12 protein-coding genes and 1 pseudogene are annotated in these 14,077 nt (G+C 58.5%); 8 read left to right on the forward strand and 5 right to left on the reverse strand.

The features are described from left to right. Nucleotides 1-49: 49 nt before the first annotated feature. The 4 genes from YH62_RS28140 to YH62_RS28155 are packed head-to-tail and all read right to left on the reverse strand — an operon-like array spanning nucleotide 50 to nucleotide 4,685. A complete protein-coding gene (locus YH62_RS28140; protein ID WP_170986361.1) occupies nucleotides 50-835 on the reverse strand; it encodes an ABC transporter ATP-binding protein in 786 nt (261 codons plus the stop codon). Further along, the gene (locus tag YH62_RS28145; RefSeq protein WP_046797641.1) at nucleotides 822-1,625 is read right to left on the reverse strand and encodes an ABC transporter ATP-binding protein; all 804 of its coding nucleotides are present in this window, start codon (nucleotides 1,623-1,625) and stop codon (nucleotides 822-824) included. Before YH62_RS28145 ends, YH62_RS28140 begins: the two co-directional genes overlap by 14 nt. Beyond that, a complete protein-coding gene (locus YH62_RS28150) occupies nucleotides 1,622-3,526 on the reverse strand; it encodes an ABC transporter permease (RefSeq protein ID WP_046797642.1) in 1,905 nt (634 codons plus the stop codon). Before YH62_RS28150 ends, YH62_RS28145 begins: the two co-directional genes overlap by 4 nt. A 25-nt stretch (nucleotides 3,527-3,551) precedes the next feature. Continuing rightward, nucleotides 3,552-4,685: an ABC transporter substrate-binding protein gene (locus YH62_RS28155; RefSeq protein ID WP_046797643.1), complete on the reverse strand. Its 1,134-nt coding sequence runs from the start codon at nucleotides 4,683-4,685 to the stop codon at nucleotides 3,552-3,554. A 347-nt stretch (nucleotides 4,686-5,032) separates the two neighbouring features. On the opposite strand from YH62_RS28155, the gene YH62_RS28160 reads away from it, so the two are divergent. The 3 genes from YH62_RS28160 (at nucleotide 5,033) to YH62_RS28170 (ending at nucleotide 7,813) form a co-directional block, all read left to right on the forward strand. Further along, nucleotides 5,033-5,539 (forward strand): MarR family transcriptional regulator, encoded by a 507-nt coding sequence (locus YH62_RS28160; protein ID WP_052760558.1) that lies wholly within the window; start codon nucleotides 5,033-5,035, stop codon nucleotides 5,537-5,539. A 285-nt stretch (nucleotides 5,540-5,824) separates the two neighbouring features. Further along, nucleotides 5,825-6,736: a DMT family transporter gene (locus YH62_RS28165; RefSeq protein WP_082118567.1), complete on the forward strand. Its 912-nt coding sequence runs from the start codon at nucleotides 5,825-5,827 to the stop codon at nucleotides 6,734-6,736. 129 nt (nucleotides 6,737-6,865) lie between these two features. After that, nucleotides 6,866-7,813 (forward strand): DMT family transporter, encoded by a 948-nt coding sequence (locus tag YH62_RS28170; RefSeq protein ID WP_046797652.1) that lies wholly within the window; start codon nucleotides 6,866-6,868, stop codon nucleotides 7,811-7,813. A 155-nt stretch (nucleotides 7,814-7,968) separates the two neighbouring features. Here the strand turns inward: YH62_RS28170 and YH62_RS28175 are convergent, their stop codons facing one another. Beyond that, nucleotides 7,969-9,249 carry a Rieske 2Fe-2S domain-containing protein gene (locus YH62_RS28175; protein ID WP_046797645.1) on the reverse strand — a complete coding sequence of 427 codons (1,281 nt, stop codon included), beginning with the start codon at nucleotides 9,247-9,249 and terminating at the stop codon, nucleotides 7,969-7,971. Between the two features lie 135 nt (nucleotides 9,250-9,384). On the opposite strand from YH62_RS28175, the gene YH62_RS28180 reads away from it, so the two are divergent. From YH62_RS28180 to YH62_RS28200, 5 genes and pseudogenes are all read left to right on the forward strand, one after another. Next, on the forward strand, nucleotides 9,385-10,335 hold the full coding sequence (locus YH62_RS28180; protein WP_046797646.1) for a PDR/VanB family oxidoreductase: 951 nt from the start codon (nucleotides 9,385-9,387) through the stop codon (nucleotides 10,333-10,335). Then, a complete protein-coding gene (locus tag YH62_RS28185; protein WP_137326838.1) occupies nucleotides 10,325-11,518 on the forward strand; it encodes a Gfo/Idh/MocA family oxidoreductase in 1,194 nt (397 codons plus the stop codon). Before YH62_RS28180 ends, YH62_RS28185 begins: the two co-directional genes overlap by 11 nt. Beyond that, complete coding sequence (locus YH62_RS28190) at nucleotides 11,511-12,503, forward strand: ABC transporter substrate-binding protein (protein WP_170986360.1); 993 nt, start codon at nucleotides 11,511-11,513, stop codon at nucleotides 12,501-12,503. The genes YH62_RS28185 and YH62_RS28190 overlap by 8 nt, the downstream gene beginning before the upstream one ends. A 35-nt stretch (nucleotides 12,504-12,538) precedes the next feature. Next, entirely contained in the window at nucleotides 12,539-12,967 is a 429-nt protein-coding gene (locus YH62_RS28195) for a hypothetical protein (protein ID WP_046797647.1), read from the forward strand. A 339-nt stretch (nucleotides 12,968-13,306) separates the two neighbouring features. Continuing rightward, nucleotides 13,307-14,024 (forward strand): annotated as a pseudogene (locus YH62_RS28200) (IS6 family transposase). Nucleotides 14,025-14,077: the final 53 nt, after the last annotated feature.

The raw sequence follows: 14,077 nt of genomic DNA on the forward strand, positions 1-14,077 counted from the left end.
CCCTCATATGATAGTGATGGTCAAATTTCGCCCCGTATTCCGGGCGATGTTATGCAACGATCCGCAAAAGCTCCCTCGCCATGCGGGCATCCTTATCCTCATTGGCACCGATGGATGTGCCGATCCCGAGATAGCGCTCTGCTATATCTGCAGATCCGGCGAGCGCGGCCGCCGCGCCCTCCATGACCATCTGCCCGTTTTCGATGACATAGCCGCGGTCGGCGATCGAAAGCGCCTGTCGGGCATTCTGCTCGGCCAGCAGAATGGTGATGCCTTCGCCGCGCAGACGCTGGATCAGCTGAAAAATCTCGTTGACCAAAAGCGGCGCCACTCCGAGCGACGGTTCATCGAGGATCAGCAGCCGCGGCCGCGACATCAGTCCACGTGCGATCGCCAGCATCTGCTGCTGGCCGCCGGAAAAATTCCCTGCCACATCGCCGAGGCGATCTTTCAGCACCGGAAAGAACATGCAGACGAATGCCAGCTGGCTCTCGATATCCATCGACAGTCGCGACGGCACACTGTAGGCGCCGAGCCGCAGATTTTCGAGGACCGTCATGCCGCCGAAAATCTGTCTGCCTTCGGGAACATGCGCAATACCGAGCCGGAGCCGGTCCGATGCTGAAAGGCCCTTGACCGACTTTCCATCGAAAATCACTTCGCCCTGCATGGGCGTCAGGATTCCCGACACGAGTTTGGCAATCGTGCTTTTACCGGCACCGTTGGATCCGACCAAGGTTGCGATCTCACCGGCATCCAGGGACAGAGTAATCTTGTTCAGCACACTCGCGCCGGTATAGCCCGCGGAAACGCCTTTCAACTCAAGCAGCGGCATTCTGCTCCCTCCCCAGATATGCTTCGATGACCTGCGGGTTTCTCTGAACCTCCGCGGCCGAACCAGCGGCGATGACCCTGCCGGCGTCGAGAACGACCACGTGATCGGCGACATTCATGACCAGTGACATATTGTGTTCCACCACCAGGATCGAGATTCCGGCAGCGCGGATCGCTCTCAGAAGGGCGGCCAGTTCCTCGGTTTCCGTGTCGTTGAGACCTGCGGCCGGCTCGTCGAGACAGAGAAGCCGGGGGCTGCCCATCACGGCGCGGACGACTTCCAGCAACTTCTGGGCACCCATAGGCAAGTCCACGGCATGCGCATCCTTGAAGCGCTCGAGGCCGACGATTTTCAGCATCGCCAATGCCTGGGACCGGATCCTCATCTCTTCGCGCCGGCTTTCCGGGCTCCACAGCATCTGGCCAAAATCACTGCTTTTAATCAGGCGATGGCGACCGACCATGACGTTTTCCAGAACAGTCAGACCCGGAAAGACACGTGCCGACTGGAATGTCCTGATCAGGCCGAGATTGGCGATGTCCATGGGGCTCCAACCGGCAATCTGCTTTCCAAAAAATGCAACGGTTCCTTCGTCGGGCGGGAAAATGTTGGTGATCAGATTGAAAACCGTCGTTTTCCCTGCACCGTTGGGTCCGATGAGCGCCGTGATGGAATTCTCCTGTACGGAGAAATTCACGCCGTCGGTCGCCTTCAGCCCGCCGAACTTTTTCGATAGACCGTCCACTCGCAGGATATCCGTGCCGTTCGGCTGTTTTAGATCCTGGCTCATTGAGCACCTCCTTCCGCCAGTCCCTGGCTGTTCGCGACGGTTTTCGGGGTCGACACGCGGCTCATCGCGTGCGCGATAACGCCGTACATGCCGCGCGGCAGATAGAGGAAACAGAGGATCAGCAGCGCCCCGCTGAAGAAGGTCTTGTACATCGCCAGCGGCTGGAAGATCGTCGGCAGCATTGTCAAAAGCACGCTTCCGAACACAGGGCCGACAAGCGTCCCTTCGCCGCCGATGACGAGCATCGAGACCAGTTCCAGCGAGCGTGCCGTCCCCACCATTTCAGGAGCGAGGAAGTTGAAGGAGTAAGCCAGAAGACTGCCGGAGATCGATGCGAGAGCGGCGCTGATCATGAAGACGGCCAGCTTGTAGCGGACAATGTTGATACCGAGCGCGCTGGCCGCCATCTGGTCAGACCGTATCGACTGCAGGGCGCGGCCGAAACTCGTGCGTAACGCACCGAAGAGGCAGAAAAGCACCACGACATCGACCGCGACAACCAGGAAGTACATGGACATCGGCGTATCGAAATACAGGGGACCGACCGAGAAGGACGGGATCCCGACCATCCCCGACGGTCCACCGGTGATGTCGATGAAACCGATGGCGCAGGAATCGATGAGCAGTCCGAATGCCAATGTCGCCAGTGCCAGATAGAGACCACGCAGCCGCAATGTCACGATCGACAGCACCAGGGCGGACAGAAGCGACAACATGACGCCCGCCGCAATACCGAAGACAGGCTCTATCCCGTAATTGATCGAGAGATACCCGGCCGTATAACCGCCGATCGCCATGAAACCGGCCTGGCCAAGGCTCACCTGTCCCGTATAACCCATCAGCAGATCCAGGCCGATCAAGGCAAGGAAAATGATCGCGGCAATGGTCAGGCTCGAGATATACGCAGCCGGAATGACCAGCGGGACGACAACGGCGATGACGATGCCGACTGCGGCGGCGATCCAGGCGGTTTGCGGCGCGAGCCTCGTGAGGTGACCCCAGACTCGCGGTTCCTCGCGAACGTCTTGCCGGCGGGTAATCTTGGACGGGATAAGACCGGTCGGCGCATAGATGAGGATAAACAGCAGCAGGATCAGTGCGATGGCGTTGCTGAACAGTGACGAAACGTAGGCCGTTGCAAACTGGGTGACCAGTCCGAGAAAGAGACCTCCGACGATCGCGCCGGGGAAGGACGAGATACCGCCGATGACCACCGCGATGAAGCCGGATATGGTGAAAAGCTGTCCGGTATTGAATTGCAGCGTAGTCGTCGGAGCGACGACCACGCCGGCCACCGCCGCAATCAGTGTCGCCAGCGTGAAGCTGAGCAGCGTCATGCGCTTGACGTTGATACCCATCAGCGCGGCGGCGGATGGGTTTTCCGAACAGGCGCGCAGGGCCTTGCCGACCTTCGTCCGGGAGATCACGAACCAGACCGCCAGGAAGATGACAATTGCCGTGCCAATGATCCAGAACGTTTGCGTCGTGATCCTCAATCCGCCGATTTCGAGCGGCTGCTCGCCAGAGAATGCGGGAACAGAATAGGGCTGGCTTCCCCAAACGATGAGCGAGAAGCCTTCGATCAGCGTCAGGATGCCGACCGTCAGCATCAAAACGTTTGCATTGGAAAGCTTCTTCAACGCGGGTACGAAGGTGAACCATCCGATCGCCAGTCCTACGACCGTCGTTCCTCCCACCGCGCACAGAAGCGCGATGGGAAGGGGAAGGCCTAGTCGCTGGCTGAATGTGTAACCGGCGAGCGCCGCGAGAACTGCAAACCCGCCCTGCGACAGGTTTACGACCCCCGTCACGCGGTAGATCAACGAAAATCCGAGGGCGATCAACGCATAGATTGCGCCCAGCAGAACGCCGCCTACGAAAATCTGTAGGACTTCAGCCATGGTGGACTCCGAGTTTCGACTGGTATTACTTGAGCGGAGTTCCGCCTACGTCACTGACGGGAACCCAGGTCCCACCGGCGGTGTCCCACCGGGTTATGACGACATTGGATTTGTCCAGGCCGCGCTGGGGATCCCGCTTGAAATCGTAGACGCCGTTGATGCCTCCGAAATCCTGAAGGTTGTTCAGGTAGTTGCGGAGAGCATCGGCATCCGCCTTCGCCGGCATTGCCTTCAAGGCGCTGACGACGAGAAGTGCCGGGTCCCAGGCAAACGTCGAAGGCCCGTCGGGTTTCACGTTCGCCGATTCGAATGCCTTGTAAAAGGCTGCCTTTGCCGCCGCGACCTTCGGAGAAGCGTCGCCCTTTTCAGACTTCAGCCAATGGGGAGCGGGGATATATAATTCCTTCGGCAGAAACGAGGAATATTGCTCCATCTGCGCGTAGGTCATGTTACCGTCGGTAGTTCCTACCGGAACGTCAAAACCCGCATCGCGGATCGCCTTGAAAATCGTCCCGATCGGTGCGCCTGTGGACCATGCGATCACTGCGTCGGGATTGGCGCCCTTGATCCTTTGAACCAGTGCGCTGGCGCTGACTTCTGTCGGGTTGAATTGCGCTTCGGCAACGATCTTGATGTCGGACAGATCGCCCTTGCCCACGGATGCGGTAATATTCTTGTAAGCGTCCTGCCCGGTTGCGTCCGTGGAGGTTATCAGCCCGATATTCTTCCAGCCCCGGTCGCGGAAATATTTGAGCAGTCCTTCCGCCAGGCCCTTGGTGGAGACACTCGAACTGAAGACGAACTCTCCCGGCTTGGGATTCATCGACGGGGAAAGACAGTACAGAACCGGGCCGCTTCGAACCAGCGGACCCATGGCGTTGCAGAGGCCAGACACGGCCGAGCCGATAATGACCGGCGGAGCCCCAGCCTTGATGCTATTGACCAGCTGCACCGCGATCTGAGGGCTGGATTGGTCGTCGTGGAAGACGAACTTGATCTGTTTGCCATGCACTGTTTCGGTGGCTGCAGCCTTTTCGTAAAGTTGCAGGGCCTGTTGTTCGGCCTTGCCGAGAAAGGCACCGCCTCCGGTAAGCGGCAGGACCACATTGATGTCGAGTGTCTCCGCCTGTGCGATGTGCGCACCCACAGATACGGACATGGCTAGCGTTGCAAAGATAGTCTTAACCAGACCCAAAACCAAAACCTCCCTTAAATCGCGATCAATTTTTTCACGGGCATTTCGCTCCTCTGCGAATGCGTGGGTAAATTCTTAGATATCTTAGGATTTGTCAAGGATCAATTTCTGCCGGCCATATCGACAGAGAAGTTCAAAATAGCCGCGATCTTTTCCTGCTACGGACCTAGTAAATGCCCCAATTTTTTAGGTTTCGGCACAACCTTGGCGTATCGTTTGATATCTAATTATCTATGGTTGATGCCTGTCTTCGCGTGATTGCTATCGACACATGCTCATGTGATAGTGAGGACAAATGGAGTTTCTTAGGTATGAAAGCTGATACGGCTCAAAACGCCGATCTCGTCGCCGGCTCGGAAGAGCAAGTCGCCCTGCCGTTCGCCGCAAGCTTAGGTTACCAGGTGCGCCTGACTCACAGGCTTATCCAGAAATATCTTCAGCAGCGGATCGAGCCATACGGCGTATCGCTGGGAATGTGGTATTTTCTTCGAGCCCTATGGAACGAAGATGGATTAACGCAAAAACAGTTGTCGCTGATCGTTGGAACCATGGAGCCGACAACTCTTTCCGCGATCAAGGCGATGGAGCAGAACGGATTGGTCAACCGCAGTCGCAACAGCGAGGACAAGCGCAAGATCAACATTTTTCTTACCGAGCGCGGCCATAAACTGAAGCATGAGCTGATGCCCATCGCAAAAGAGGTCGTTGGTGCGGCAGCTTCCGGGTTCACCGAAAGGGAGATCCAAATGTTGATGCAATTCCTTGGTGCCATCCAGGCCAATATGACGACGAAGATTCAGCCTGAAGTCGCCACCTAACGTTCTTCGTTTCCTAAGTGAAGACGAGTTGCCAAACGCCGAATCCTGCCGGATTTCATGGCTACGCGGCACTGCCGTTCTAAATTTTTGCAGAAAAAGCCCCACCTACCCCTGTTCTTATCCCCAGAACTAACTTAGCTTTCTAAACATTGACCTGAAGTGGCTAAAAGGGCCAGCGAAAGCGTCAGAACCTTCCCCTGTAGAGAACCAATCAATGTCAATTGCAGCCGCCTCCAGTTCCGCAAGAGTGAATGCCAGATGTAGCGGCTTTCTGATGGTCAGGGCATGACCGGAGAGATTCTGGCGTTCATCTCTGCGTTATGTTTTGCGTTGGGCAGTATTGCGATTGTCAACTCGTCGAGGAAAAACGACAACGGTCTCCTTCTGTCCGTTGTTCTGACCGGCGGTTTCGCGCTCATTGCCTGGGCGTTTCTTGGGCGGCCGTTTTTCTCGGCCGACATTCAGGAGCATTTCTGGCCGGCGATTGCCTGGTTCGCCGCAGCCGGCATATTTTCGACGGTATGGGGGCGCACCACGCTCTACAGGTCGGTCCAATTGGCCGGCGTGGTCCGGGCGACGACAATCCGGCGGCTGACGCCATTCTTCTCCGCTCTCTTTGCGTGGCTTGTCCTGGCGGAAAGCCTGTCAGTCCCCGCCATGCTCGGAATGGCTGCGCTGGGCGCGAGTTTCGTCATGCTCTATTTCGACAATCGTAAGCTGAGCGCCGATTCCATCTCGAAAGAAGATCTGTCCCGAGGCTGCATGCTGGCTCTTCTGTGCGCGATGACCTATGCGGTCAGCTATGTCGTTCGCCGGAGCGGCCTTTCTCTCATGCCGGACCCCTATCTCGGTGCATTTGCCGGGTCGTTAGCTGCATTAGTTTACTATCTCGTCGGGATGACGGGGCTCGTCGGGATGGTGGGGCGCGCGGGGGGAGAGCGCAGGCGCTTTTCGTTCCGTTCCCTCGACAGACCCCAGCTTGCCGCCGCCTCGCTGATTTCCCTGGGCCAGGTCATTCAGTTCGTGGCCCTGAGCCATACGACGGTCGCACGGGTCGCCGTGGTCAACTCGATAGAAATATTCCTGTCGACCTATCTCGCGGTGTTCATCTTCAAAACGGAAAAGTTTCCGTCGATGCTTGCCGTGTTGGCAACGGCACTGGCCACTGTTGGGCTGGTCGTCGTGGCCGCAGGATGAGGAGTTTCGGGACTGGATCCCGCGCCGACGCCCGCCTGTCTGCCGGGTGCGCTTGGAGCAGCTGGCGCGCCGGATCCAGCCTGAGGGATGAACGCGCAGCTTTCCGATCCCGGTCAATCTGGAGATATCATGGTTACGGCCCCCCAACGTCTTAATATCGGGCATTTGGCCTTCGCCATCCTGCCGCCGCTCTTCTGGGCGGGCAATTTCTTTCTTGCTCGCGCTTTCCGCGATGATATTCCGCCCTTCCAGATGTCGTTCTGGCGGTGGCTGATAGCCTTTTTTCTGCTCCTGCCTTTCGTGTTGCCGAAACTGCGCCAGAATCGCGATCGGCTCAGGCGAGAATGGCTTTGGCTTTCTGCCCTGGGCATCGTCGGCGTTACAGCGTTCAATTGCTTCATCTACGTTGCACTGCATCACACGACGGTGGTCAATGCCGCGCTGATAAACTCGCTCATGCCGGTCATGACGCTTGTTTTTGCTTATATTTTCCTGCGCGTGCGGATCGCTGGGCTGCAAGTCCTCGGCGTCGCGCTGGCACTGACCGGGGCCGTCGTCATTATAGCGCGTGGCAATGTCCACATACTTTCCGCCCTGGCGCCCCAGTATGGCGACATTCTCGTCTTTCTCGGCATGAGCGCATGGGCCCTCTATACCGTGCTGATCCGCTGGAAGCCGACTGCACTCGATCCGCTGGTCTTTCTGTTGACGACAATAGGTTTCGGGGTTCTAGGCCATATGCCCATTGCCGTCTGGGAGGCGGCCGTCGTCGGCACCATGACGGTGAGTGCCGGAAGCCTTCTTGCACTGGTCTATTTCGCCATCTTCCCCTCGCTGCTGGCCTACATATTCTGGAACCGGGCCGTCAGGAGTATCGGGCCGGCACGGGCGTCTCTGTTCATGTATCTGATGCCATTGTTTGCAGCCGGGCTCGCGATCATATTCCTCAACGAAAGCCTTCAAGCATACCATGTCTTCGGCATGGCGATCATCGTCGCCGGCTTGACGATGTCCATGCGCGCTTCAGCGCCGGCGCCGGCTAAAGGCCTGCCTGATCGACAACCGCAACGCGGCTGACACGACGGTTCGGGCCATACAATGCGAGCTGGAACTGCCGGGCCAGCCGACAGCGTCGGCCCTCAATCATGACATCGCACGAATCATGAAGCCCGCGCCGTCCTTCGACGACGCGGGCTTCAATTGGACAAGACGCGAAGCGCCGTTATGCGTCCCTACTCTGCCGCGAGCGGCTGATCGGGGTCTACCAGCGTGCGCCAATCCACGGATTTCGGATAGACGCCTTCACGCGAAGCGATCAGCGCCTGCGGAAGCCGGGGGGCATCCGTGCCGATCGCGCTGCCGCCGGCTGCAACTTGGCGGGCCGCGTCCACCATCAGTCGCCGGAATTCGACGATTGCGAGATCTGATGCGCCGAGGACGTCGTTCGTCCGATCGACGATCGGGCCCATGCCGACCCACATCGCAATATCCTGGTTGGGAATACCCTTGATGCCGGTGAAGTTACCGAGTTTCATGGCCTGCCGGTCCTGCAGAAAATTGTTTTCCCGGGTCCGATGGGTTTCCCACCTGTCATTGAGGTGGATGCCTTTCTGGGCATGGTTGAACTTCCGCCAGTCCTCGGTGCTCGGGCAGTCCGTGCCGCCCCAGGCTATGAAGTGAAACGCTGTCGTGACGTCGTCAATCGGCACGATGACGCTGGCGACGTTATACGAGCTGTTCGGCGGGATCAGGGAGTAATACGGCGCCACGAATTCAGTGATGCGCAAATAGTTGTGGGTATCAGCACCCTTGATGGGACGGCGGATGGCTGCATAGTGAAAGCCGTAGCTGGTCGTCTGGGTCTGCATTTTCGGCGACTTGTCGGTCGACGGCCGATACCATGACTTGTCGTCTGCCGCCGCGCCTTCGACACGGGCTGGCACCATGTCCGACGAGTGAAGGCTGGAAGAGTGGGCGCTGTCGATCTGGCCCTCGTGGATTTGAGCCCAGTTGCACGGGATCCTGATTTTCAGGATCGAAACCTGTGTACTTTCCGTCGGCGCGAATGCAGGGGGATCGAATTCCGGAACCTGCTCCTTGTCGCCGAACCAGGCCCAGACGAATCCGCCCCATTCCTTGACGGGGTAGGAGCGATGCTTGACCTTGTTCATCAACGGGCTGCCTTCCGGCTCGGAGGACATCGCGACCACGTTGCCGTCCACGTCCATCTTCCAGCCATGATAGAGGCAACGCAGGCCGCATTCCTCGTTGCGCCCGTACAGAAGCGAGGCGCGGCGGTGAGGACATAATTCGTCAAGCAGGCCAAGCCTGCCGTCGGTGTCGCGGAAGGCGACATATCGCTCGCCAAGGACTTCGACCAGCAACGGCGTACCATCGCGCTCGGCAACTTCCTCGATCAGACACACGGGGGTCCAGTGCTGACGCATCAGCTTTCCCATCGGCTTGTCCGCAGATACCTGCGTCAGAACATCGTTTTCTTCGGGAGTAAGCACGGCTACGGTCCTCCAAGTTAGCTTTCTAAGGAAATTATCACTGCATGAGCCATCTCGTCTAGACCTTGACAAAAAATAATTAGGCATCTAAGTAAACCTCCGTGGCCGCCGGGTCGGCGTGACAGGGATGCAAGAATGACTGAAGATGCAAACGCGCGTGCTATGAAAGTGATTGGCCGCCGCGATCTCACCCCTTACATTACCGAATTTTCGCTCGTTTCGACGGATGGGGCTCCGCTGGAGACCTATGGGCCGGGGGCTCACGTCACGGTCGAAACCCCCTCGGGCGCGATGCGTCGCTATTCGCTCGTCGGCGACGGCCTAAACCCGGAACGCTATCTGATTGCCGTGAAACGTGAACGTGAATCGCGTGGCGGCTCATCATCGATGCATGAGCAGGCGCAGGTCGGCACGACCATTATGGTTCGGCCGCCGGAGAACAACTTTACCCTGAAGTCCGCTGCGAAATATCTGTTGATCGCCGGAGGCATCGGCGTGACGCCGATTTATTCCATGGCGTCTCGCCTGGCGGCGGAGGGCAAGGATTTCGATATCATATACTGTTCGCGGAACGCACAGGAGGCTGCCTATCTCCCGGAGATGAAGGAGGCTTTCGGTCGTCGGCTTAAGATCCATCACGATGACGGCGATCCGGCCAAGGCCTACGATTTCTGGGACCACTTTGTCGATATAAAGAACATGCACGTATATTGCTGCGGGCCAAAGCCGCTGATGGACGAGATTGTGTCGATCTCCGGCCACTGGCCCGAAGGCCGTGTGAATTTCGAGGACTTCAAGCCCGTGGAGGTGGTTCGCGTCGACGACGTCGCCTTCGACGTTGAACTTGCAAAGTCGGGGAAAACGGTGTCCGTCCCAGCGGACAAATCCATCCTTGAAGCGGTTCGCGAGAGCGGTATCAAGACGACGAGTTCCTGTGAGAGCGGGACCTGCGGCTCGTGCAAGTGTCGCCTTCTTGCAGGAGACCCCGATCATCGGGACATGGTTCTGATGGACGACGAGAAAGACGATTTCATCATGATATGCGTCTCGCGCGCGAGGACCGGAGGCTTGGTCCTTGACCTTTGACGAGGCTGCTGCATCACCTGTGCGCATCGGCGTCGCAGGCTTGGGAAGGGCGTTCGTCCTGAGCCGGACAGCCTTTGTCGAAGACCCGCGGGTTCGACTTGTCGCAGCCGCCGAACCGCGGGAGGTATCGCGACAGGCTTTCCTCCGGGAATTCGGAGGCAGGGCTTACGAAACGATAGACGACCTCTGTGCCGATCCAGAGGTCGAGTTGGTCTATATTTCGACGCCGCACGAAATACATTTCGACCATGTTTGCAAGGCGGCTGCGGCCGGCAAGCACGTGCTGGTCGAAAAGCCGCTTGCCATCTCGCTGTCCGACGGCATTCGCATGACGGATGCCTGCGCCGCGGCCGGCGTACACCTTCTTGTCGGCCCCAGCCATAGTTTCGATACGCCGGTGCAAATGGCGCGCGCAATCATCCTCAGCGGAGAATTCGGCCGCGTTCGGCTCATCAACGCCTTGAATTACACGGATTTCCTCTATCGCCCACGCCGCCCGGAAGAGCTTGACACCGCCCGCGGCGGCGGTGTCGTCTTTTCACAAGGTGTGCATCAGGTCGATATCATCCGCCTGCTCGCTGGCGGCCTGGCTCGGCAAGTTTGCGCCTATACAGGAAACTGGGATTCGGAACGGCCGACGGAAGGCGCCTATGTTGCCCAGATTGCGTTCGATGGATGCATCGCGTCGATGACTTATTCCGGATACGGCTTCTTCGACAGCGACGAATGGATGGACGGCTTCGGCGAGCTGGGCGCCCGTAAGGACATGCAGGCTTACGGGAATGCCCGTCGCGCCCTCAAGGCACGCGGCGCTGCGAGCGAGATGGACCTCAAGGCGGCCCGTACCTACGGTTTGCCCGACAAGCCTTCAAGCCCTGAAACATACGAGCATTTCGGCCCGATCATCGTATCCCTGGAGAAAGCCGATCTGCGGCTGACCCCGGAGGGACTGCATGTATATGCAGAAGATCGGAGGGAATTCCGGCCGGCGCCACCCTTCCGGTTTTCCCGGTCCGAAATGACCGCTGCGATCCATTCCGCAGTCCGGTTGGGACGCCCGCCCGCACAGAGTGGCCGCTGGGGACTGGCAAGTCTGGAAGTATGCCATGCGATATTGAAATCGGCTGCGTACAACGCACCCGTAAGACTGGAACATCAAGTGGGAGCGAATGACCATGTCTGACCTGAATTTGTCCCTGGCTATGGGGAATTACGACCGCACCCGTCCGATCTATGACGGGCTCGTCAAGATCGACGGCGTCGATCCGACCTGCATGCTGCTGTCGCCGGAGGAGATGTTCTTCCGAGCCTTCCGGCATGCTGCGTTCGACATCAGCGAACTCTCGCTTTCGTCCTACTCGATCTCGGTGGCTCGCGGGGCCTCGCAATACATCGCCATCCCGGTCTTTCTGTCGAGAGCCTTCCGTCACACTTCGATGTATATCCGCAAGGACCGCGGCATCGACAGTCCGGCAGCGCTGCGCGGCCGCAGAATTGGCATTGCGGAATACCAGCTGTCGGCCAATGTCTGGTTCCGTGGTATCCTGCAGGATGAATACGGCGTGCATCCCTCGGAGATAGTCTGGGTGCGCGGCGGCATGGATACGCCCGGCCGCCCGGAGAAGATCAAGGTCGATCTGCCGTCTGATATCAGGGTTGTCGATGCGCCGGAAGGCGACACGCTGAATGCGATGCTGGAGAGAGGCGATATCGACGGCTTCGTCGGCCCTCGCTCGCCGCGCTGCTTCGATCAGGGCAATCCTGCGATCGGAAGGCTTTTCCCCGACACGATCGCTGAAGCGGAAACCTATTTCCGTAAGACCAGGATATTCCCGATCATGCATGTTCTCGGCCTGCGGCGGTCGCTGGCCGAGACGCATCCCTGGCTTCCCGGCGCCCTGCTCAAGGCGTTCAACCGTGCCAAGTCGCTTGCCGAGGAAGCGCTGATGGATACATCTGCAACCAAGGTGACCATGCCCTTCGTGGAAGACAGCCTCAGCCGCGCCCGCGCTTTGATGGGACCGGACATCTGGAGCTACGGCCTGCAGCCCAACCGGCACGTGCTGGATACCTTCCTGCGCTATCATTACGATCAGGGCCTGTCGCCGCGTCTTGTCTCGGCCGATGAGCTTTTCCATCCCGCAACGACCGAAGCCTATAGCCTCTAGGGCACAGGCATCATAACCGAGACGAGGAAAACCAGATGCAATTCAGCCCTGGCGACGTGGTCGAGATTTCCACCCCCGAAGGCCTGGCCTATGTACAGGTCACCCATACGCATGTCGCCTATCCCGAGGTCGTGCGTATCCTGCCTGGCATCTATAAAGATCGCCCCGCGCTTGCCGTCCTGTCCTCCGCAAAGACAAGAAGCGTGGTGATGATGCCATTGGGTGGTGCGCTGCAACACGGAAAGATCGAAGGTGCCAGGATCGGGACGGCGGAAATTCCGGCTCCGGACAAGAAGTTTCCCACCTTCAAGATGCCGATCCGCGGCAAAAAGGGAGAGATCGTTTACTGGTGGCTGTGGGAAGGCGAGGGTTTGACCTATACGCTGGAGGACGATCCGCGTCTTCAGAACGCCTCTCAGCGCGAAGTGCCGACACTGCAGGACTTCCTGTCTATGCTCGGTTGATGGTTGAGCCGAGAGCGAGTCCTGTCGGTCCCCGATTGTCCTCGGGTGCCGCCCACTGCTGACCGCTTCCTGAGCGCGAATGCCCTCGAAGCATAGCACCGTCGCGTGTCTGCGACCGCCGTGCTGAAGCGGAACAATCCGCTGGCCGGCCTCACCTACCCCTCGAACAAACTCGTCGCCCAATTTGTCAACAGGTCAGCTGCCCGCTCCTGAAGATCGAATTGACCGCCGAGGAAATGGTTGGCGCCTGCAATGATTTCGAACCGGCCTCGCCCCGCTGCTGCATCGACATAACGTCGCACGGCGTTGTCACGTTGTTCGTGGCTTAACGGTTGACGGATAACCGGACGTGATGAGCACGCCGACCATCAGCTACAAGAACCACCGTTTCCCACCGCAGATCATCGCCCATGCGGTCTGGCTGTATTTCCGGTTCCCGTTAAGCCTGCGGCTGGTGGAAGAAATGCTGCTGGAGCGCGGCATTGTCGTGTCCTACGAAACGATCCGGCGCTGGGGCCGGAAATTCGGTGCGGCCTACGCAAAGCGACTGCGCAGAAAGGCGCCGTCGCGAGAGGATATCTGGCATCTGGACGAAGTGGTCGTAACGATCGGCGGGCGAAAGCATTGGCTTTGGCGAGCCGTCGACCAGGACGGATATGTTCTCGACGAGATCGTGCAGACCCGTCGAGACACCAAGGCTGCCAAGCGATTGCTGATCAGGCTGCTGAAGAAGCAAGGCCTCGCGCCAAAGAGGATTGTCACCGATAAACTGCGTTCATACGGGGCGGCAAAGCGAGATGTGATGCCGGCCATTGAACATAGATCACACAAGGGCCTTAACAACCGTGCGGAAAATTCCCATCTGCCGCTGCGAAAACGAGAACGAGTGATGCAGGGCTTCCGATCCGTCGGCAGTCTGCAACAATTTGTCCCCGTGTTTTCAGCGGTTAGAAATCATTTCGTCCCGCCGCATCAAAAACACTCCGCCCTCGCCACCCACATTCATCGGATCCGCGTCATGGCGCACTGGAAGGCCGTGACCGGCGCAACTGCCTGAGTTTAACTGAAAGCGCTTCGTCCGGCCTCAGTCGAACAACGTGACAACGCCCT

The sequence above is a fragment of the Rhizobium sp. LC145 genome (assembly GCF_001005825.1).
Lineage (GTDB): Bacteria > Pseudomonadota > Alphaproteobacteria > Rhizobiales > Rhizobiaceae > Neorhizobium.